Origin of the sequence: Hoeflea marina (assembly GCF_003182275.1) — a bacterium.
GTDB classification, from domain to species: domain Bacteria; phylum Pseudomonadota; class Alphaproteobacteria; order Rhizobiales; family Rhizobiaceae; genus Hoeflea; species Hoeflea marina.
In genome coordinates this window covers 243576-262123 of record NZ_QGTR01000002.1, presented here as the reverse complement: position 1 = coordinate 262123, position 18548 = coordinate 243576, and the positions used below count along the sequence as shown (strand labels likewise).

The following is an 18548-nucleotide window of genomic DNA, read 5'->3' as shown; positions in this document are numbered from 1 at the left end:
GAGAGCGCAGATGGAACTGACATCCAACAGGTTCAAGCAGAACGCGTCGAAGGCGCTTGTCGATGCGCAGTTGCAGAAGGCGCTCGGCAATGTCGAGAAGGGTTTTATCGCCAAGCGGCAGAAATCGGCCGACGCGCTGCCGGAGTTCGATGCGCTCAGGGACAATGCCCGCGACATCAAGAACCATGTCCTCGCCCATCTCGACCTCTATCTCGAAGCCTACGAGACGAAGGTGACGGCGGCGGGCGGGCATGTGCACTGGGCCGAGACGGCCGAGGACGCGCGCCGCATCGTGCTCGACATCTGCAAGCGGGTGGGCGCCCGCACGGTGACCAAGGGCAAGTCGATGATCACCGAGGAGATCGCGCTCAACGATCACCTCACGGCCAACGGCATCGAGCCGGTCGAGACCGATTTGGGCGAATACATCATCCAGCTGCGCGGCGAGCATCCGAGCCACATCATCGCCCCGGCGGTGCATCTCAACAAGGATCAGGTGGAGAGCGATTTCCGCCGCGTGCACACCCATCTCGACGCCGGCCGCGATCTTTCCGAGCCGGTGTCGCTGCTCAGCGAAGCGCGCGAAGTGCTGCGGCAGCGCTATTTCGCGGCCGATGTCGGCATCACCGGAGCCAACTTCCTCATCGCCGAGACCGGCACCTCGGTCATCGTCACCAACGAGGGCAACGGCGATCTCACCCAGACGCTGGGCAAGGTGCATGTGGTGGTGGCCTCGATCGAGAAGATCGTGCCGACACTTGAGGACACCAGCCAGATCCTCCGCGTGCTGGCGCGCTCGGCCACCGGCCAGGACATGAGCGTCTACACGACGTTTTCCACCGGGCCGAAGCGGCCGGAAGATCCCGACGGCCCGGACGAATACCATGTGGTGCTCCTGGACAACGGCCGTTCGGCGATGCTCGGCACGGAATACCAGGACATGCTGCGCTGCATCCGCTGCGGCGCCTGCATGAACCATTGCCCGGTCTACCATGCGGTGGGCGGACACGCCTACGGCTCGGTCTATCCGGGCCCCATGGGTGCGGTGCTGACGCCGTCATTGAACGGCATCGACGAGACCGGGCAGTTGCCCAATGCCTCCACCTTCTGCGGTCGCTGCGAGGCGGTGTGTCCGATGCGGATCCCGCTGCCGAAGATGATGCGTCACTGGCGCGAACGCGAGTTCGAGCGCAACCTGCAGCCGGCCGTCGCCCGCTACGGGCTCAAGGCCTGGGCGTTCTTCGCCAAGCGGCCGAAGCTCTACCGGCTGTTTGCCGGCATGGGCATGCCGGTTCTGTCGATGATGGGCGGCGCCAGCCACCGCTTCCGCTCGCTGCCGCTGGCCGGCGGATGGACGAAATACCGCGACCTGCCGGCGCCGGAAGGCAAGACCTTCCAGCAGCAATGGGCCGAGCGGCAGTCGCGCAAGCCGGAGGCCGCGTGATGGATGACGCCAGGTCGACGATCATGCAGAAGATCCGCACCGCCATGCGGGTGTCCGCCGGAGACGCCGAGCGCAACGCCACGGTCGACGCGCGGCTGTCGCAGGCGCCGAAGGGCATTGTGCCGATGCGCGGGCAATTGCCGCAGCCCGGGCAGGTCGACCTGTTCGAGGAAATGGCGACCCGGTTCAACGCCACGGTCAGCCGGGTCGCCGGCTACGGGCAGGTGCCGGCCGAGGTGCTCGCCTATCTGCGCGGCCACAACCTGCCGGCAGCGATCCGGGTCGGCGCTGACGCGCGGCTCGGCCAGGCGGGCTGGGAGCGCGAGAGGACGCTGGAAGTGCTGCACGGATTCTCCGACGGCAATGATCTTGCCGGCGTCAGCCATGCGCTCTCCGGCATTGCCGAGACCGGCACCCTGGCGCTCGAATCGGGACCGGACAATCCGACGACGATCAACTTCCTGCCCGAGCACCACATCGTGGTGGTCAGGGCGGGAGACATCCGCGGCGACATGGAGGCGGTGTGGGAGATGCTGCGCGGCAAGCACGGCAAGGGGCAGATGCCGCGCGCCTTCAACCTGATCACCGGCCCATCACGGTCGGGCGACATCGAGCAGACCATCCTGCTTGGCGCGCACGGGCCGCGGGCGCTGCACATCATCATCGTGGAGTGAGGCGGCCCACCAGCACAAGTCAGAGGCGCCGCGCCAGACATTGCTAGCACATTTCGCTTGCATTTTGGTGCTTCGGTTGCCTATATTGCTTGCATGAACAGCAAGCACAGGAAGACCCTGGACCTCGTTTTCAAGACCCCGGCTTCGGGCACGATCGAATGGGCATCTGTCGAAAGCTTGCTGATTGCGGCTGGAGCGAGGGTGATCGAGGGCAGCGGTTCGCGCGTCCGGTTCGAGAAGGACGGTGTGATTGCCACCTTCCATCGGCCGCACCCGGCAAAGGAAGCCAAGCGCTACCAGGTCCGGGACGCCCGCGAGTTCCTGATCCAGATTGGAGTAACGCCATGAACGCAATGAGCTACAAGGGATATTTTGCGCGTGTCGATTTCGATGCGGAAGACGAGATCTTTGTCGGACGCATTGCCGGCATCAGTGACGTGGTCGGCTTCCATGCCGAAAACGTGGCTGAGCTGAAGTCGGCCTTTTATGAAGCAGTCGACGATTATGTCGAGGCATGCGGCAAGGTCGGCAAGGAGCCGCAAAAGCCGTACTCGGGCAAGGTCATGTTCAGGGTGAAGCCCGAGACGCATCGCCGGGCGGCAATCGCCGCCGAAATGGCCGGGAAAAGCCTGAACCAGTGGGCGGAAGATCTGCTGGACGAGGCAACCGAGAACTATCCCTGAGCGCGACCCAGACGCGGCTTGACCACTGCCGGATTCTGGGGCTTGCTCGGGCGATAATAAGCCATTCCGGAGTCCCGCCATGCCCGTCAGCCTTGAGCATTATCTTGCGTTCGTTGCCGCCAGCCTGATCCTGCTGGTCATTCCCGGACCGACCATCATCATGGTGATCAGCCAGGCGTTGGCGCATGGGCGGCGGGTGGCGCTGGCAAGCGTGGCCGGTGTCGGACTTGGCGATCTCATCGCTACCTCGCTGTCGCTGGCCGGCGCCGGCGCACTTCTCGCCACTTCGGGGACGCTTTTCTCTGTGCTGAAGCTCATCGGCGCTGCCTATCTGATCTGGATCGGCTTCAAGATGTGGCGGGCGCCGGTGATGATTCCCGATGTCGCGGTGGAGGCAAACGCCCCGGCGGTGCGGCCGATGACGATCTTTCGCGATTCGTTTCTGGTCACGGCGCTGAACCCCAAGGGAATCCTGTTCTTCGTGGCCTTCGTGCCGCAATTCATCGATCCCGCCCGGCCCTATCTGCCGCAGGCGGCCATTTTCGTCGGAACATTCACGGTGCTCGGCATCGCCAACGCCATCGCCTTCGCGCTGGCCGCCGACCGGGCCCGGCGGGCGGTGCGACGTCCGGGTGTGCTGAGGACCGCCACACGGGCGGGCGGCTCGCTGCTGATGATGGCGGGGCTGGCGGCGGCGCTGACCCGGCGCACGGCCTGAAAATGCCCTATCGCAACCGGGTCGATCCCGGCGGAGACCTGCATGCGGTCAGCGATCGTGGCATGTTGTTCGGCAATCGCGGCTGCATCCACAATGCCAGGGGCGAGATCACCCGCAAGCCTCCGGTCGACCGCTGGATCATCTGCCTCACTGAGTTCAAAGGGTGGCGGCGCAGGCTGCTGCAGCCGGGGCAATACACCGAACTGTTCTTTCTCGACGAGCTCACAGCGCTGGCCGCCGGCCACCGGCCCTGCTTCCTGTGTCGGCGCGAGGACGCCAACCAGTTCCGGGTGGCCATGGCCTCCGTGCGCGGCGTGGCGCATCTGTCGGCCGACGAGATCGACCGGATCCTCAAGCCGGAGCGAGCCTTGCCGGCGGACGATCCCCGGCGGCGGATTTCGCTCTTGGATATCGGCGCCCTGCCCGACGGCGCCATGCTGCGGCAGGACGGTCAATACCTGCTCAAGCTTGGCGGGGCGCTGCTGCCCTGGTCATTCGGCGGCTATGGAGCGGGGCGCCCGCTCGATGCAATGGATGCCGCGCCGCTGTGGCTGGTGACGCCGCCCTCAAGCGTGGCTGTTCTGAAGGCCGGATATGCGCCGCTGTTTCACCCCAGCGTCAAACAGCCCACGGCTTGATCTTCGCCTCCGCTTCGGCAAGAACTCTGCCATGCGCGCCAATTACAAACTGCAACGCCTGTTTCTCGATCAGCCCCTCGCCACTGGCGGACGGGTGACGCTGTCGCGCGAGCAGGCACATTACCTGTTGACCGTGCTGCGCCAGCCTGATGGCGCCAGGGTGCTCGTCTTCAATGGCAAGGACGGCGAATTCTCCGCCACACTGCGCCCGGAGGGCCGCAAGGCGGCGAGCCTCGAGATCAACGAGCAGACACGACCGCAGGATCCGCCCTCGCGGCTCGACTTCCTGTTCGCGCCGCTGAAGACGGGACGGCTCGAATATCTTGTCCAGAAGGCGACCGAGATGGGCGCCCGAACCATTCGCCCGGTGATGACCGACCACACCCAGATGAGCAGGCTCAAGGACGAGCGGCTGGCAGCCAACATCATCGAGGCGGCCGAGCAATGCGGCAATCTCGCCATTCCCGAACTTGTCGAGCCGGCGCGGCTCGATCAGCTTCTGGACGGCTGGGATCCGGCGCGGCGGCTGATCTTCTGCGACGAGAGCGCTGCCGGCAACAACCCGGCGAAAATCCTCTCGGCGATCGAGGAGCGCGACCTGGCGCTGCTGATCGGTCCCGAGGGCGGGTTTTCGGAGCGCGAGCGGGCCATGCTGCATGCCCTGCCCTATGTGACGGCCATTCCGCTGGGACCGCGAATCCTGCGCGCCGACACCGCCGCGGTGGCGGCGATGGCGGCGGTGCAGATGCTGGCCGGAGATTGGTGAGCGAGGAAATGGGGTGCCCGCGGCACCGGTTCAAGGGCCGCCGCGCATCAATGATGATTGACCCGAGGTTCAACCCTTTTCACTTGCGCAAGCGCGAAATCCGGTCCAATCAGCCTCAACAAGACCACGTCCGCCTGCCCGGGCGGTGAACCAGACCCAACGGATCCGCCATGGCTCGCGACACCACCGACGACACGCTGATCAGCTCGTTCGACGAGCTCGTCGCCCATATGGCGGAAGGCAACAAGCCGCGCGACAAGTGGCGCATCGGCACCGAGCACGAGAAGTTCGTGTTCTTCAAGAAGGACAACTCCCCGGTTCCCTACGAGGGCGAGCGCTCGATCAAGGCGCTGCTCGACGGCATGACGACGATGCTGGGCTGGGAGCCGATCATCGATGCGGGTCACATCATCGGCCTGGTCGAACCCACCGGCCAGGGCGCCATCAGCCTCGAGCCCGGCGGCCAGTTCGAACTTTCCGGCGCGCCGCTCGAAACAATCCATCAGACCTGCAGCGAATCCAACGCCCATCTGGCGCAGGTGCGCGAGATCGCCGAGCCGCTCGGCATCGGCTTTCTCGGCCTCGGCGGCAGTCCGAAATGGACCCGCGCCGAAACCCCGCGGATGCCGAAGTCGCGCTACGACATCATGACCAACTACATGCCGAAGGTCGGCAGCCAGGGCCTCGACATGATGTACCGCACCTGCACGATCCAGGTGAATCTCGATTTCTCGTCGGAAGCCGACATGCGCCGCAAGATGCAGGTGTCGATGAAGCTGCAGCCGCTGTCCACCGCGCTGTTTGCCTCCTCGCCGTTCACCGAGGGCAAGCCCAACGGCCTGCAGTCCTGGCGCGGCGATATCTGGCGCGACACCGACAACAACCGGTCCGGCCAGCTGCCGTTCGTCTATTCCGACCAGTTCGGCTTTGCCGACTATGCCGAATGGGCGATGGACATCCCGATGTATTTCGTCATTCGCGACGGCCATTATGTCGACGCGACCCATGTCACCTTCCGCCAGTTCATGAACGGCGCGCTGAAGAATGAGCTCAAGCAGCCGCTGCCGACCATGGGCGACTGGACCAACCATCTCTCGACGCTGTTCCCGGACGTGCGGCTCAAGCGCTTCCTCGAAATGCGCGGTGCCGACGGCGGGCCGTGGCGCCGCATCTGTGCGCTGCCTGCCTTCTGGGTCGGGATGCTCTATGACGAATCGGCGCTCGCCGAGGCGGAGGCGCTGACCCGCGACTGGACGCTCGAAGAGGTCAACGCCATGCGCAACGAGGTGCCGCGTGACGGGCTCAAGACCCTGTTCCGCGGCCAGCCCATGCGCGACATGGCGCGCGAAGCGCTGGGCATTTCCCGCCGCGGGCTGGTCAGCCGGGCACGGCTCAACTCCGAGGGCAATGACGAAAGCCATTTCCTGGCGCCGCTGGAGGAATCGGTGGCGCGCGGCACGACGATGGCCGAGGAAATGCTCGCCCTCTACAACGGCCGCTGGAACCAGTCGGTCGAGCCGGCCTTCACCGACTACGCCTTCTGAGACGCGGGCCAGCCGGCCCTACGGATCGGACGGATATGCGCGCGCGGGCCGTGCGCTCCCTGCCCGCCGCGAACGGGGCGCCGGGCCCGGGGCCGGGCGCATCGGATTGGCCTTTGCAGCCATCAGACAGTGGGTATAGGCTCTCTCCAACGCGTCGTTTCGCGCCCGGAGGAGAGAGACCATGATGCCGTTGTTTGACATGATGATGAACGCCCAGAATGGCGAGGCCATTCAGATGATGGCGCGTCAGTTCAATCTCAACAGGGAACAGGTTGAAAAGGCGATGGCGGCGCTGATGCCGGCATTCTCGACCGGTCTCAAGCGCAATGCGGCCAATCCGGCCGACCTGTCGGGTTTCCTTCAGGCGTTGGCCGGCGGCGATCATGCGCGCTATTTCGAGGACATAGGCAAGGCCTTCACCCCCAGTGGCATGGAGGAGGGCAACGGCATTCTCGGTCACCTGTTCGGCTCCAAGGAGGTCAGCCGCGCCATTGCCGCGCAGGCGGCCGCCGTCACCGGAATCGGCCAGGAGATCCTCAAGCAGATGCTGCCGGTGATGGCTTCGGCCATCATGGGCGGGCTCTACAAGCAGTCGATGGGCCAGTTCGGCGCGGCCAATTCCGGCGGCGGGTCGACCGGCAACGTGATCGGCGACCTGATGGCCGAGATGATGCGGCAGGGCATGGGCGGCGGGCAGGCCAGACCGACGCAGAAGGCCTCGCCGATGGACAATCCGCTGGGACAGATTCTCGAAGGCATGTTCGGCGGCGCCCAGGCCGGGAAGGCGCCCGGCGACGGCGCCACTCCGTTCGACAATCCGCTGGGCAAGATCTTCACCGACATGATGGGCAATATGGCGGGCATGGCCACGGCGCCCTCCGCGGCACCGCCGCCGGAAGAGGCTTCGCCCGAGTCCGGCAATCCCTATGGCGAGATCTTCGGCAAGATGTTCGATAGCGGCCGCGAGGTGCAGAAAGGCTACCAGAAGAACGTCGATTCGATCTTTGACCAGTATCTCAAGGGCATGAACCGCACCACCTCCTGAGCAGCGGGCCGCGCCGGGCGTGAAAAAGCCCGGCCGAGTGAACGACCGGGCAAAAGCGGGACGCAGGGCGCATCCCGCAGGGGACTGCGGTGTGTCAGATCGACATGGTGCGGGTGTTGGCGCGGGCACGCCTGGCCATCTCCGTGGTCGGATCGACGGACGGGCCGGAGCGGAACGCCATCCGCACGTCAATGCGGGTCAGGCCGATGTCGGCCAGCTCGCGGTCCGAAAGCTTGTCGAGCGCCCGCGCGTTGATGCGGTTGCGGAACGCCTGCGCCAGTTTGCGGAGCTGACGCATCGCGTTGAAGCGCACCGAACCGGTCGCGGCGGTGCGGACGGAGTTGGCCGCATGCAGCGGCGTGGCTGTGCAAGTGTTCTGGCTCATGATCGTTTCCGTTTCGTGGCTGGCCGGTGCGCGCGCGCAGTGCTTGGGAGGACTTTGCGGCACCGTTGTCTACCCATGCAATTTCCCAGATTTCGATTGATCAGTCTAACGAATGTTTCTAATCTGTAGCATCAGTTTTCCTGATAGGAGCCCGTCATGCCCGCAGCACTCGACATCGACCAGTTGCAAACCTTCATCGCCATTGTCGATACCGGCAGCTTCACCCGCGCCGCCGACAAGGTGTTCAAGACCCAGTCGGCGGTGTCGATGCAGATGCGCCGGCTGGAGGAGCGGGTCGGCAAGTCGCTGTTCGTCAAGGACGGGCGGATGAACCGGCTGTCCGAGGATGGCGAGCGGCTGCTCGGCTTCGCGCGGCGGATGATCCGGCTCAACAACGAGACCATCGCCGCCTTCGACGACCAGCAGCTGGAAGGCTCGATCCGCATCGGCACGCCGGACGACTATGCGGATCGCTACATGCCCGGCATCATCGCGCGATTCGCCAAGACCAATCCCAATGTCGAGCTCTACATCGAGTGCGAGCCCTCGCGCGAACTGACGATCAAGATGGCGCGCGGCGAACTGGACGTGGCGCTCGTCACCCACAATCCGCGCGAACGGATGTCGGAAGTGGTGCGCACCGAGCCGCTCTACTGGGTGACCTCGATGAACCACACCGTGCACGAGGACACGCCGGTGCCGCTGGCGGTGGGGCGGCGGTCGTGCAACTGGCGCAACCTCGCCTGCACCGCGCTCGATTCGGCCGGGCGCGACTACCAGATCCTGTTCACCAGCTGGTCGGCGACCGTCGTGGCCTCGGCGGTGCTGAGCGGGTTGGCGGTGTCGCTGCTGCCCGAATGCGCCGTCAGGCCCGGCATGCGGATCCTGTCGCCGGCGGAAGGATTTCCGGCACTGGAACCGGCGCAGATCGGTCTGATCAAGCGCCCCGGGGCGCCGGCGGCGCTGGTCAACGCGATCTGCGGCCACATCGCCGCCAGCCTCGACAACATCACGCCGGTCGGCCATGACGAGGCTGCCGCCAACAGCAGCCAGACACCCGTGGCGCGCCGCGACAACCGTGCCCGTAACGATTTCGCCGCCGTGCCGGCCTGGTAGCGGCGGGGCGGTCCCGGCCAGCCGATCCGCCGCGAAGCCGTCGCACCCAAGGCGCCATGGCGATGGGCTCCGCGCCTTGGCGTTTTGTTTCGTGTCGCCGCTCGTCTTGCCGCATTTGGCGGCAAGATGGCGAGCGTGCCCGGGATCGGCCTCCTCGCCTGATCGCGACCCAGGGTCCGGCGCAACCCGAATTTCGTCAGATGGTTTCAAGCCGCCGACATGATGCAGGATACGAGCAGAGCAGCCGAGGCGGACGATCGCCGGCACCGAGATCCGCTCCTCCGGCTCTGCACCGGCGCTTCGGCGGCGCTCCACCTTCTCGCCATCCTGGCCGCCGCATGGATGCCGGCCCGCGATGACCCGGCCTTGCCGCTGCAGCGTGCCATCTCCGTCGAGATGGTGAGCGCCCCGCTCCCGGCGGCGATCCCCCCGCCCGTTGCCGCACGGCAGTCGCCTCCCGCGCTGACGACGCCTGAAACCGCGGACATGCCGGAGCGGCCCGACACTGTCCCGGCTGTTCCGGTCCAACCATCCGAAAGCACCGACAGAACGGTCCGGCCGACCCGGATGCTGTCCGCCCGGGTGCTCGCCGATCCGCGCAGCCGCAAGGCCCTGGCGGCGCTGCGCCGGCTCGGCACCGACGAGCGCATCATCCAGCTCTGCGATCTTGAGGCCATGGAGCAGGTGCATGCCTGGAAGGCGGAGTTCGAACCGGATCTGGTGGTGGCCTATGCCACCTCGGACCCGACGCTCAAGGACCGGACGCTGCGGGCCGATGGGGGCGCGGTGAGAAGCCGGAAGCGCTGGTACGGCATCAGCTTCACCTGCGATGTCAGCGCGGACCTCGAGAAGGTAAAGGCCTTCGAGTTCGCCATGGGCGAGGAAATCCCCGAAAGCGAATGGGAGGTCAACGCGCTCGCCTCCGATGACGGGCCGTCCGATTGAGACTCAATGGCCGAGGCCGGTCCTGACATGAAACCGGGGCCTTTCGGCCCCGGCTTGCAGTCTTTGGTGTCGCGGGTTCAGTGCGTGGCGCGCAGGTCGAACCGGTCGGCGTTCATCACCTTGGTCCAGGCCTTGACGAAGTCGGCCACGAATTTCGCCTTGGAATCTTCCTGGGCATAGACCTCGGCCAGCGCGCGCAGCTGGGAGTTGGAACCGAACACCAGGTCGGCCCGGGTCCCTGTCCACTTGAGCTCGCCGGTCTTGCGATCACGGCCTTCGAATTCGGCCTCGGTTTCGGAGGTCGGCTTCCAGACCGTCGCCATGTCGAGCAGATTGACGAAGAAGTCGTTCGTCAGCGCGCCCGTGCGTTCGGTGAACACACCGTGCCTGGAGCCACCGTGGTTGGCGCCAAGCACCCGCAGTCCGGCGACCAGCACCGTCATTTCCGGCGCGGTCAGCGTCAAGAGCTGGGCGCGGTCGATGAGCAGTTCCTCGGAGGACACGGAGTACTGGGTGCGCAGATAGTTGCGGAAACCATCGGCCATCGGCTCGAGCGGCGCAAACGACTCGGCATCGGTCTGCTCCTGGGTGGCATCGGTGCGACCGGGGGCGAACGGAACCTCGATCGACTGTCCGGCGTTGCGGGCCGCCTGTTCGACGCCGGCGACACCGGCAAGCACGATCAGATCGGCCAGCGACACCTTCTTCGGCCCGGTCTGGACCGCGTTGAAGGCCTGCTGGATGCCGCCGAGGGTTTCGAGAACCCTGGCGAGCTGCGCCGGCTGGTTGACGTCCCAGTCCTTCTGCGGGGCCAGACGGATGCGCGCGCCGTTTGCGCCGCCCCGGCGATCGGAGCCACGGAAGGTGGACGCGGACGCCCAGGCAGTGGATACCAGCTCGGCAACCGACAGGCCCGAGGCAAGGATCTTCGCCTTGAGATCGGCAATATCCGCGGCATCGATGAGCTGATGCGTGACCGGCGGAACCGGATCCTGCCAGAGCAGATCCTCGGAGGGCACTTCCGGGCCGAAATAGCACGAACGCGGACCCATGTCGCGGTGGGTCAACTTGAACCAGGCGCGGGCGAAGGCGTCGGCAAACTGGTCCGGATTCTCGTGGAAACGCTTGGCGATCGGCGCGTAGATCGGGTCCATCTTCAGGGCCAGGTCCGAGGTCAGCATGGAGGGCGCGTGACGACGCGAGGGATCATGCGCATCCGGCACGGTGCCCGCGCCTGCGCCGGCCTTCGGCGTCCACTGCTTGGCGCCCGCCGGGCTGCGGGTCAGTTCCCATTCGAAGCCGAAGAGATTGTCGAAGAAGTTGTTGCTCCACTTGGTCGGCGTCGTCGTCCAGGTGACTTCCAGGCCGGAGCTGATGGTATCGACACCCTTGCCGCTGCCGAAGCTCGACGTCCAGCCGAGGCCCTGCTCGGCCATGCCGGCGCCTTCCGGCTCTGGGCCGACCAGCTGCGCGTCGCCGGCGCCGTGGGTCTTGCCGAAGGTGTGGCCGCCCGCGATGAGGGCCACGGTTTCCTCGTCGTTCATGGCCATGCGGCCGAACGTGTCGCGAATGTCGCGGGCGGACGCCAGCGGGTCCGGGTCGCCGTGCGGGCCTTCGGGGTTGACGTAGATGAGGCCCATCTGCACGGCGGCGAGCGGATTTTCAAGCTCCCGGTCACCCGTGTAGCGCTTGTCGCCCAGCCATTCGGTTTCGGCGCCCCAGTAGATGTCCTCTTCCGGCTCCCAGACGTCGGCACGCCCACCGGCAAATCCGAAGGTCTTGAAACCCATGGATTCGAGCGCGCAGTTGCCGGTGAGGATCATCAGGTCGGCCCAGGAGATCCTGTTGCCGTACTTCTGCTTGATCGGCCAGAGCAGGCGACGCGCCTTGTCGAGATTGACATTGTCGGGCCAGCTGTTGAGAGGTGCAAAGCGCTGAGTGCCGGACGTGGCGCCGCCGCGGCCGTCGGCCGTGCGATAGGTGCCGGCGCTGTGCCAGGCCATGCGGATGAAGAAGGGTCCATAGTGGCCGAAATCGGCGGGCCACCATTCCTGGCTGTCGGTCATCAGCGCGTACAGGTCCTGCTTGAGGGCCGCGAGGTCGAGCTTCTTGAACTCCTCGATATAATCGAACGAACCTGCCATCGGGTCGGACAGCGCCGAATTCTGGTGCAGAATGCGGAGATTGAGCTGGTTGGGCCACCAGTCGCGGTTGGACCGCAGGCCGACATTCGTCGCGCCATGGATCACCGGGCATTTGCCGCCGGCAGAGCTGTCGTTGATTTCCTTGAGTTTCGCGTCCATGTCGTTCTCCAGTCGTCTCGTTAAAATGGTCTCACTTGAAATGGCCAGGCCCGTCAGCGTTCCCGCCGGGGCCGCGCAAGGGCGTCGGTGTCGAGCAGCTTTCCGACAGAAAGAGGGTGATCTCCTGATGGTCCGGATGCGCGATCACCTCGGGTGACGGGCGGCGTCCGGCGGCTGCTGTCGACCTCTCCCCTTGTCGATCTGTTTGCCTGCGGCCCAAATTGCCGCATATCCGCGATAATTTCCAATTGTATTTTTGAGTTTCTTCCATAGGTTCTAATTATGATAACTTTGCGACAGATGGCCTATTTCGATGCGCTGGCGCGCACGCTGCATTTCGGCCGGGCGGCGGATCTTGCGCATGTCTCGCAGCCGGCACTCTCCACCCAGATCGCCGAGATGGAAAACCGGCTCGGCTGCAAGCTGGTCGAGCGGACCCGGGGCGCCATCGTCCTCACCGAAACCGGCCAGCGGCTGCTGCCCGGCTTCCGGCGCATTCTCGACGAGGTGCGCTCGATCAAGGAGCAGGTGCAGCAGGAGAGCGGCGTGCTGACCGGCAGCCTGCGCATCGGCATGATTCCCACGGTGGCACCCTATCTGCTGCCGGTGATGGCGCCGGAGCTGGCGCAGCGCTTCCCCTCGCTGGAACTCGGCGTTAAGGAAGCGATCACCGAGACGCTGGTGGCGCAGCTGCGCGCCGGCGCGCTCGACGCCATTGTCGCGGCCATGCCGATCAAGGATCCGGCACTCAGCCACCGGCTGCTGTTCGAGGACCGGTTCTTCATGGCCGTGTCGAACAACGAGGGCGACATCCTCGATTCGCCGCTCAACCAGCACCGCGTGGCGCTCGACCGCATGCTGCTGCTCGAGGAGGGCCATTGCCTGCGCGACCAGGCACTGGCGATCTGCGAAGGCCGCAGCGATGCGACGCTGGTCAATTTCGGCGCCACCTCGCTGACGACGCTGCTGCAGATGGTGGCGCACGGCATGGGCCGGACGCTGCTGCCGGAGATCGCGCTGTCGGCGGAAAGCCCCCGCCGCGGCAACATCCGCATCCTGCCCTTCGCCAGTCCCGAGCCGGCGCGCGACATCGCGCTGTTCTGGCGCAGGGCGAGCGAGCGCAGCCGCGATTTCGAGGCGCTGGCCGAGACCCTGGCCGAAGTCGCCGACGGCATTCTCGAGGCCGGCCGGCTCAGCCTTGCCGGCGACGGCGGCGGCCCTCACGCCGCAGGCAAGGCTGAGCCGGCGACCCGTGAAGCGGTCGGGTCGCCCACCCGCTGATCATTCCGGCCGGCAGGCGAAGCCTCCCGCTCTCAGAGAGCGCCCGCGGTGGCCAGGTGGACGGCCAGCACCACCCACAGCAGGAGCACGAAGACCAGGCCGAGAATGAACAGCGGGCGGCGCAGCCGCAGCAGGTTGGAGGTGACATGCACGAAGGCATGGGCATAGCGGGCGACGACGAAGCCCCAGGCCAGCAGCACTGCGAGCGTCGCCGCCGCGGCGGTGATGTAGAGGCTCAGGCACACGACATAGAACAGCACCGGCAGTTCGAACTGGTTGGACAGGTTGCGGACCACGGTGGCGCTCGGTTCGGGCTCGACCGTCGGAATGCGGTAGTCGGCGGCCTTCGAGGTGCCGGCCTTGATCGATCCGATGCGGCGCCAGGAGACGAGACAGTAGATCAGGAAAGTGAGCAGCGCCTGGGCGATCATCGGCCAGAAGATTGCTGTGTTGGTCATGTCGGATATCCCCGTGTGGTCGGGCCTCGCGATCGGGCCTGTAAGCGGCTCCGCGGCCGCCGCCTGTCCTAATGCATGTTGCCCGAAAGTGTGCAGCGGTTTCGGGATCACGACATGGATAATTAAAAAGAGCTAAAGCACATCGCGTGAATCTGAATTCCCGCGATGAGCTTTAGGCCGAGCCCGCTCCGGCCACAAGTGCAGGCCCTGCGCTGGACAACCGTTAACGCCCAATTAACCAGATTCCACTAGCCTGCCGCGCAGGTCACTCCGGATGTCACGCCATGTTGGGTTCGATTTCGTCAGTCAGCACTTCGGTCAGCCCGACGCTGTCGATCATGCGCTCGATCATCGAGGAGCAGGACGAGGCGGCGGCCGAAGCCAATGCGAAGGACGAGGACAGGCAGCAGCCGACCGTCGAGGTGAACGCGAAGCCGTCGAAGCTTCAGAGCCAGGTGCTGGAGAACTACTATTTCGGCGACCACATGACCGTGAATGCGGCCATGGCCAAGCTGATGGACGGCGTCGTCCAGGATCTGACCGACAAGGCCGCCAAGCGCGGCGAGCCGATCGATCTCGGCCGGGCCGACGGCAGCGAAAAATCCTACCAGCAGATCGCCGCGCGCATTCAGCGGACCGTCAACATGGACGATCTTGCGGCCGACAAGACGCTGATGAAGAAGCTCGAGACCATTCTCGGCGTCAAGCTCACCGGCATGACAGCCGTCGATCTGGTCAATGCCTTCGCCGATCCGGAGGGCAAGGCGGCCGAGAAGGTCCGGGGCGTCGTCTCCGAGGCGCTGGCCGGACAGGCCGGCAGCAAGGTGATGCAGCGCCTCGATGACGTGACCAAAGGTCCGAGATCGGTCGACGAAGTCGAGCAGGACGCCCAATCCAAAGAGGTCTATGACGAGGTCGACAACGAGACCAAGGCCGAGGATCAGGCCGACATAGCCATGGCCAAGGTGTTCGAGACGCTGGGCGAAGTGGTTGACCGCGGCATGGCGGCGGAGGAAGAGACCGCCCCGACCGCCCCCGACACAGGCAGCACCCCGGTCGAAGCCGGCGGAGAAGCCGGGCCGGCGGAGGCCGATGAAGCCGAGACGGGCACCCCGCCGACCGGGGGCGAGGACGACCAGTCCGAATTGCCCGACGGCTATGCCGAGCAATGGGCGTTGTCGGCCGCCGTCGCGCCGGGCGCCGGACCGACATCCATCTATCTCTGAAGCGGGTCCGCTGACACCGTCGGCCGGGCAGCCGATCAGCTGCGCGCGCGGCGCCACTGACGCAGGCGCCAGATCCACAGCGCCGTGACGACGAGGAGCGCCGCGTAGAGCGTGAGGAATTTGGCCAGCGTCAGTCCCGGCAGCGCCGCGGCCAGCATCGGATCGAGCGGCCCGGCCAGCGCCCGGGGCGAGAACAGCGCATCGGCGGCGGCATTTTCGCGAAGGTCAAACAGCATGTAGGGAAAGGCGGCGGCGGTCGAGAGGGCGCCGGCGATGACGGCCATGAGCGGGCGGGCCCGGCCCGCAAGGGCGGCGAAGCCGAGAAATCCGAGGCTGAGCGTCAGCAGCGGCGGCAGCAGCCGGTCCGGGCCGGCATGCAGGGCCAGATAGCGCGGCGGAGCCTGCGGCGCGGCCAGAAAAGCCTCGCGCCAGGCCGACACGCTGCCCGGCTGCTGCGGCCAGAAGGCAGCATCCGGCAACGGCAGGCCGATCATCGCGCTGATCGCCTGGCCCTCAAAGCCCAGCATGTAGCCGAGCAGCCCGGCGGTGGCGGCACACAGCAGCCAGCCGGGCCAGAGCCGAAGCACTACATCGAGCCCGGATAGTTCGGGCTCTCGCGCGTGATGGTCACATCGTGGGTGTGGCTTTCGCGCAGTCCCGCGCCGGAGATGCGCACGAAGGTGGCGCGCTCGTGAAAGCTCGCCAGATCGGGAGCCCCGACATAGCCCATGGCGGCGCGGAGGCCGCCGGCGAGCTGGTGCAGCACGGCCGAGACCGGACCCTTGAACGGTACCTGGCCCTCGATGCCTTCCGGGACCAGCTTGAGCGTGTCCTGCACCTCGGCCTGGAAATAGCGATCCGCCGAGCCGCGCGCCATGGCGCCGACCGAGCCCATGCCGCGATAGGCCTTGAAGGAGCGGCCCTGGTGCAGATAGACCTCGCCCGGGCTTTCGTCGGTGCCGGCGAGCAGCGAGCCGATCATCACCGCGGAGGCGCCCGCCGCAATCGCCTTGGCCAGGTCGCCGGAATACTTGATCCCGCCATCGGCGATCACCGGAATGCCGTGCCTGTGGGCTTCCTCAACGGCGCTCATGATCGCCGAAAGCTGTGGCACGCCGACGCCGGCGACGATGCGGGTGGTGCAGATCGAGCCGGGGCCGATGCCGACCTTGACCGCGTCGGCGCCCGCGTCGATGAGGGCGCGGGTGGCCTCGGCGGTGGCGACATTGCCGGCCATGATGCGGACGGAATTGGACAGCTTCTTCACCCGCGCCACCGAATCGAGCACGCGCTGCGAATGGCCGTGGGCGGTGTCGATGACCAGCAGGTCGATGCCGACATCCAGCAGCCGCTCGGCGCGCTCGAAGGCGTCGTCGCCGACGCTGATGGCGGCGGCGGCGCGCAGCCTGCCCTGGGCATCCTTGGAGGCGTGCGGGTTGAGCTGCGACTTCTCGATGTCCTTGACCGTGATCAGCCCGACGCAGCGGCCTTCACCGTCGACCACCAGCAATTTCTCGATGCGGTGGCTGTGCAGCAGGCGCTTGGCCTCGTCCTGCTCGACGCTCTCCTTGACCGTGACCAGGTTTTCCTTGGTCATCAGTTCATGCACCTTCTGGCCCGGATCGGAGGCGAAGCGGACGTCGCGGTTGGTCAGAATGCCGACGAGACGTCCGGGCGCGCCCCTGCTCGAACTCTCGACCACGGGGATGCCGGAAATGCTGTGGGTGCGCATCAGTCCGAGCGCCTCCGACAGCGGCGCGTCCGGGCCGATGGTGACCGGATTGACCACCATGCCGCTTTCGAACTTCTTGACCTGGCGGACCTGCTCGGCCTGCTCGACCGGCGTCAGGTTGCGGTGGATGACGCCAAGGCCGCCGGCCTGGGCCATGGCGATGGCGAGCCGGGCTTCGGTAACCGTGTCCATGGCGGACGAGATGATGGGAAGGTTGAGGTCGAAATCGCGCGCGATGCGCGTGGCGATGTTGGTCTGTCCCGGCATGACCTCCGAATGGGCGGGCTGCAGCAGCACGTCGTCGAAGGTGAGCGCCTCGGCGCCGGTGATCGTCTGAATGATTTTTGCCATCGCCCGTATGTTCCATCTGGTCGGGGACAGCGCCGGTGCCGGCGACCGTCCCGGGAGGTCTTCGCGTTGGCAAGGGCTGGTACCATGCAAGCGTGTCATGGGAAAGGCGAATTCGAAACCGCCAACCGAAAAATTCCGCATTGCGGCATAATTCAACCGGCGCGGCGGAGCGCGGCGCCCAGGTCGGCTGGCGGCATCACCGCCGCAGGACCATTGCTGTGGATGGCGGTCGCGGACAACGGCACCGGCGGACGGAAGCATCGCCCCGTCCGCCGGTGGGTGCATGCGATCAGGCGTACCAGTCGACGATCTTCACCTCGGTGGATTCCCCGACCAGCTTGGCGAACTCGGCCGGATCCTGGGTGCCGCCGTCCTTGCCGCGGTAATGATAGGGATAGACGACCTTCGGCTTGAAGGCGCTGACGGCGTCCGCCGCCTGGGCGACGTCCATGGTGAAGGGCAGGTTCATGCACAGGAAGGCCACATCGATGGCCTCGAGCGCCTTCATCTCCGGCGTGTTCTCGGTGTCGCCGGAAATGTAGACGCGGAAGCCCTCGAAACCGAGCACATAGCCGTTGTCGCGGCCCTCTGGATGGAAGTTCTTGCGCTCCTCGGTGGTGTTGTAGGCTGCGATCGCATCGATCGACACGCCCTTCCACTCGGTCGATTCGCCGTTGGAGAGCTGGCGGGCCCCGGACTTGAGCGCCTCGGGCAGCATGGCATTGACCGCCGGATTGGTGATCAGTTCGACCCCCTCGCCCATCAGCGCCGTCAGCGTCTCCGCATTGTAGTGATCGCCGTGCTCGTGGGTGACGAGGATGAGGTTCGGCTTGGGCAGGTCGGAATACTGCGCCGCGTCGCCGACCGGATCGCAATAGATCACGCCCTGCGGGGTCTCCATGACAAAGGAGGCATGGTCGACCGGATGGATGGTGATGTCGCCGGCGGCGGACTGGAAGACATCGCTGGCCTTGGCGGCGGCTCGCGCGGCATAGGGCATGATCAGGATGGCTCCCGCGGCGGCCGCGGTTGTCCGGATGAGATGGCGTCGGCTGATCGTCATGTGGTTTCTCCCTCGGTGACTGTGGAAGAATGTGGGGCGCTCTGCCGCCACGGCAAGACACAAATGCGTTATTGGCCCGCGGCGGTGTGCCCAAGCCGGGTTCGGCAAACTTTCAGTCCGGCGCCTGCACTGGGTGGCCCGCGATGCACGCCGTCGTCATGGCCAAGCCGCCGCGC

General features: G+C 66.0%; 19 protein-coding genes. 13 read left to right on the top strand and 6 right to left on the bottom strand.

The window, feature by feature from the left end; genetic code table 11:
• The first annotated feature begins 10 nt into the window (after positions 1-10).
• The 9 genes from DFR52_RS07670 (at position 11) to DFR52_RS07630 (ending at position 7512) form a co-directional block, all read left to right on the top strand.
• Positions 11-1444, top strand: a complete 1434-nt coding sequence (locus DFR52_RS07670; protein ID WP_110031371.1) for a LutB/LldF family L-lactate oxidation iron-sulfur protein — start codon at positions 11-13, stop codon at positions 1442-1444.
• Positions 1444-2118 (top strand): LutC/YkgG family protein, encoded by a 675-nt coding sequence (locus DFR52_RS07665; protein WP_110031370.1) that lies wholly within the window; start codon positions 1444-1446, stop codon positions 2116-2118. The genes DFR52_RS07670 and DFR52_RS07665 overlap by 1 nt, the downstream gene beginning before the upstream one ends.
• A 93-nt stretch (positions 2119-2211) precedes the next feature.
• On the top strand, positions 2212-2466 hold the full coding sequence (locus DFR52_RS07660; protein WP_110031369.1) for a type II toxin-antitoxin system HicA family toxin: 255 nt from the start codon (positions 2212-2214) through the stop codon (positions 2464-2466).
• On the top strand, positions 2463-2801 hold the full coding sequence (locus DFR52_RS07655) for a type II toxin-antitoxin system HicB family antitoxin (protein WP_110031368.1): 339 nt from the start codon (positions 2463-2465) through the stop codon (positions 2799-2801). Before DFR52_RS07660 ends, DFR52_RS07655 begins: the two co-directional genes overlap by 4 nt.
• Positions 2802-2880: 79 nt before the next feature.
• The gene (locus DFR52_RS07650) at positions 2881-3519 is read left to right on the top strand and encodes a LysE family translocator (RefSeq protein ID WP_110031367.1); all 639 of its coding nucleotides are present in this window, start codon (positions 2881-2883) and stop codon (positions 3517-3519) included.
• A gap of 2 nt (positions 3520-3521) precedes the next feature.
• Complete coding sequence (locus DFR52_RS07645; protein WP_110031366.1) at positions 3522-4157, top strand: hypothetical protein; 636 nt, start codon at positions 3522-3524, stop codon at positions 4155-4157.
• Between the two features lie 31 nt (positions 4158-4188).
• Positions 4189-4923 carry a 16S rRNA (uracil(1498)-N(3))-methyltransferase gene (locus DFR52_RS07640; RefSeq protein ID WP_110031365.1) on the top strand — a complete coding sequence of 245 codons (735 nt, stop codon included), beginning with the start codon at positions 4189-4191 and terminating at the stop codon, positions 4921-4923.
• Between the two features lie 170 nt (positions 4924-5093).
• Positions 5094-6467, top strand: a complete 1374-nt coding sequence (locus tag DFR52_RS07635; protein ID WP_110031364.1) for a glutamate--cysteine ligase — start codon at positions 5094-5096, stop codon at positions 6465-6467.
• 181 nt (positions 6468-6648) lie between these two features.
• Positions 6649-7512, top strand: a complete 864-nt coding sequence (locus DFR52_RS07630; RefSeq protein ID WP_110031363.1) for a DUF937 domain-containing protein — start codon at positions 6649-6651, stop codon at positions 7510-7512.
• Positions 7513-7606: 94 nt separating this feature from the next.
• Here the strand turns inward: DFR52_RS07630 and DFR52_RS07625 are convergent, their stop codons facing one another.
• A complete protein-coding gene (locus DFR52_RS07625; RefSeq protein ID WP_110031362.1) occupies positions 7607-7897 on the bottom strand; it encodes a DUF1127 domain-containing protein in 291 nt (96 codons plus the stop codon).
• Positions 7898-8053: 156 nt separating this feature from the next.
• Here DFR52_RS07625 and DFR52_RS07620 point away from each other — a divergent pair, with 156 nt between their 5' ends.
• Together DFR52_RS07620 and DFR52_RS07615 are read left to right on the top strand one after the other, a co-directional pair.
• A complete protein-coding gene (locus DFR52_RS07620; RefSeq protein ID WP_110031361.1) occupies positions 8054-9013 on the top strand; it encodes a LysR substrate-binding domain-containing protein in 960 nt (319 codons plus the stop codon).
• Between the two features lie 567 nt (positions 9014-9580).
• Entirely contained in the window at positions 9581-9958 is a 378-nt protein-coding gene (locus DFR52_RS07615; RefSeq protein ID WP_245415246.1) for a DUF930 domain-containing protein, read from the top strand.
• Between the two features lie 77 nt (positions 9959-10035).
• Here DFR52_RS07615 and katG read toward each other — a convergent pair whose 3' ends face one another.
• Complete coding sequence (gene katG / locus DFR52_RS07610; RefSeq protein ID WP_110031360.1) at positions 10036-12261, bottom strand: catalase/peroxidase HPI; 2226 nt, start codon at positions 12259-12261, stop codon at positions 10036-10038.
• Positions 12262-12543: 282 nt separating this feature from the next.
• Here katG and DFR52_RS07605 point away from each other — a divergent pair, with 282 nt between their 5' ends.
• Complete coding sequence (locus tag DFR52_RS07605; protein WP_110031359.1) at positions 12544-13542, top strand: LysR substrate-binding domain-containing protein; 999 nt, start codon at positions 12544-12546, stop codon at positions 13540-13542.
• Positions 13543-13574: 32 nt separating this feature from the next.
• Here DFR52_RS07605 and DFR52_RS07600 read toward each other — a convergent pair whose 3' ends face one another.
• Positions 13575-14000: an MAPEG family protein gene (locus DFR52_RS07600; protein ID WP_110031358.1), complete on the bottom strand. Its 426-nt coding sequence runs from the start codon at positions 13998-14000 to the stop codon at positions 13575-13577.
• A 284-nt stretch (positions 14001-14284) separates the two neighbouring features.
• Here DFR52_RS07600 and DFR52_RS07595 point away from each other — a divergent pair, with 284 nt between their 5' ends.
• On the top strand, positions 14285-15226 hold the full coding sequence (locus DFR52_RS07595) for a prolipoprotein diacylglyceryl transferase (RefSeq protein WP_110031357.1): 942 nt from the start codon (positions 14285-14287) through the stop codon (positions 15224-15226).
• A gap of 35 nt (positions 15227-15261) precedes the next feature.
• Here DFR52_RS07595 and DFR52_RS07590 read toward each other — a convergent pair whose 3' ends face one another.
• The 3 genes from DFR52_RS07590 to DFR52_RS07580 form a co-directional block, all read right to left on the bottom strand.
• Positions 15262-15813: a hypothetical protein gene (locus tag DFR52_RS07590; RefSeq protein ID WP_110031356.1), complete on the bottom strand. Its 552-nt coding sequence runs from the start codon at positions 15811-15813 to the stop codon at positions 15262-15264.
• The gene (gene guaB, locus DFR52_RS07585) at positions 15813-17309 is read right to left on the bottom strand and encodes an IMP dehydrogenase (RefSeq protein WP_110031355.1); all 1497 of its coding nucleotides are present in this window, start codon (positions 17307-17309) and stop codon (positions 15813-15815) included. The genes DFR52_RS07590 and guaB overlap by 1 nt, the downstream gene beginning before the upstream one ends.
• Positions 17310-17598: 289 nt before the next feature.
• Positions 17599-18372 carry an MBL fold metallo-hydrolase gene (locus DFR52_RS07580; RefSeq protein ID WP_110031354.1) on the bottom strand — a complete coding sequence of 258 codons (774 nt, stop codon included), beginning with the start codon at positions 18370-18372 and terminating at the stop codon, positions 17599-17601.
• Positions 18373-18548: the final 176 nt, after the last annotated feature.

What these genes read in the sequence shown, in the direction of transcription:
- DFR52_RS07670 (WP_110031371.1), top strand. Translation starts at nt 11, where the DNA reads ATGGAACTGACATCCAACAGGTTCAAGCAGAACGCGTCGAAGGCGCTT.
- DFR52_RS07630 (WP_110031363.1), top strand. Translation starts at nt 6,649, where the DNA reads ATGATGCCGTTGTTTGACATGATGATGAACGCCCAGAATGGCGAGGCC.
- katG (WP_110031360.1), bottom strand. Translation starts at nt 12,261, where the DNA reads ATGGACGCGAAACTCAAGGAAATCAACGACAGCTCTGCCGGCGGCAAA.
- DFR52_RS07645 (WP_110031366.1), top strand. Translation starts at nt 3,522, where the DNA reads ATGCCCTATCGCAACCGGGTCGATCCCGGCGGAGACCTGCATGCGGTC.
- DFR52_RS07655 (WP_110031368.1), top strand. Translation starts at nt 2,463, where the DNA reads ATGAACGCAATGAGCTACAAGGGATATTTTGCGCGTGTCGATTTCGAT.
- guaB (WP_110031355.1), bottom strand. Translation starts at nt 17,309, where the DNA reads ATGGCAAAAATCATTCAGACGATCACCGGCGCCGAGGCGCTCACCTTC.
- DFR52_RS07600 (WP_110031358.1), bottom strand. Translation starts at nt 14,000, where the DNA reads ATGACCAACACAGCAATCTTCTGGCCGATGATCGCCCAGGCGCTGCTC.
- DFR52_RS07640 (WP_110031365.1), top strand. Translation starts at nt 4,189, where the DNA reads ATGCGCGCCAATTACAAACTGCAACGCCTGTTTCTCGATCAGCCCCTC.
- DFR52_RS07620 (WP_110031361.1), top strand. Translation starts at nt 8,054, where the DNA reads ATGCCCGCAGCACTCGACATCGACCAGTTGCAAACCTTCATCGCCATT.
- DFR52_RS07650 (WP_110031367.1), top strand. Translation starts at nt 2,881, where the DNA reads ATGCCCGTCAGCCTTGAGCATTATCTTGCGTTCGTTGCCGCCAGCCTG.
- DFR52_RS07580 (WP_110031354.1), bottom strand. Translation starts at nt 18,372, where the DNA reads ATGACGATCAGCCGACGCCATCTCATCCGGACAACCGCGGCCGCCGCG.
- DFR52_RS07595 (WP_110031357.1), top strand. Translation starts at nt 14,285, where the DNA reads ATGTTGGGTTCGATTTCGTCAGTCAGCACTTCGGTCAGCCCGACGCTG.
- DFR52_RS07635 (WP_110031364.1), top strand. Translation starts at nt 5,094, where the DNA reads ATGGCTCGCGACACCACCGACGACACGCTGATCAGCTCGTTCGACGAG.
- DFR52_RS07605 (WP_110031359.1), top strand. Translation starts at nt 12,544, where the DNA reads ATGATAACTTTGCGACAGATGGCCTATTTCGATGCGCTGGCGCGCACG.
- DFR52_RS07615 (WP_245415246.1), top strand. Translation starts at nt 9,581, where the DNA reads ATGCTGTCCGCCCGGGTGCTCGCCGATCCGCGCAGCCGCAAGGCCCTG.
- DFR52_RS07625 (WP_110031362.1), bottom strand. Translation starts at nt 7,897, where the DNA reads ATGAGCCAGAACACTTGCACAGCCACGCCGCTGCATGCGGCCAACTCC.
- DFR52_RS07660 (WP_110031369.1), top strand. Translation starts at nt 2,212, where the DNA reads ATGAACAGCAAGCACAGGAAGACCCTGGACCTCGTTTTCAAGACCCCG.
- DFR52_RS07665 (WP_110031370.1), top strand. Translation starts at nt 1,444, where the DNA reads ATGGATGACGCCAGGTCGACGATCATGCAGAAGATCCGCACCGCCATG.